This window comes from Vibrio sp. 1288, assembly GCF_033344475.1.
Genome location: NZ_JAWPOX010000604.1, coordinates 1 through 665, shown reverse-complemented (window position 1 = coordinate 665; position 665 = coordinate 1). Strand labels below are relative to the sequence as shown.

Annotated in this window: 1 pseudogene; it reads right to left on the bottom strand. The window is 41.2% G+C overall.

Annotated features, from left to right (window positions below):
• Positions 1-665: pseudogene (locus R8O11_RS28285) on the bottom strand (tyrosine-protein kinase); the annotation flags it as partial.

Below are 665 nucleotides of genomic sequence, written 5' to 3'. Positions count from 1 at the left end.
TTGGCCTTTCAAAAACTCAAGACTTTGTTCTGCTTCTGCGGAATTACGTTGTACATTTTGTACGAAGTATTTTTGGCTAATATCGTTCAGGATGGCGTGAATTTTAGTACGATCTTCGCCAGAGAAGCTTAAAGAGATAATTCCCGTTTGCTTGCCACGCTCGCTGATTGAAAGGTTTTCTTGAAGTTTGTTAATTGCATCTAGCTTGCTGATTTTGCTGACCGTGAATGAGTCACCAGTTTGAGCCACAAGTTCAGTCGCCAAAAATTGGTATCCATTCTTCTCAAGCAGTTCACCAACTCTTCCTTCAAGTACGACACTGCCATTATCCTCAGTTAGCTTGAATGCTTTCTGCTCTGCATCTACAACTTCTAATGTTAGAGGAATTCCGACCGCATAGGATGGAGCGTTAAAACGAGTAACGTTAATGCTAATTTGCTCGCCTTGGATTCGTGCTAAGCCTTTGCCAATGATTGGCATATAGTTAGGAGATGCAACGGTTGTTAAGTTGAACTTATCTACAGTGCCACCCAAGATCATACGAGATTTAATGATTTCAATTTCAGTAGTGGCAGATGATTCGGCGGAGAACAATTCTCCCATATCACCAACCATTGCAGAAATACCACCTGAACTCTTACTTTCAATTTGAATCAGAGCATCAG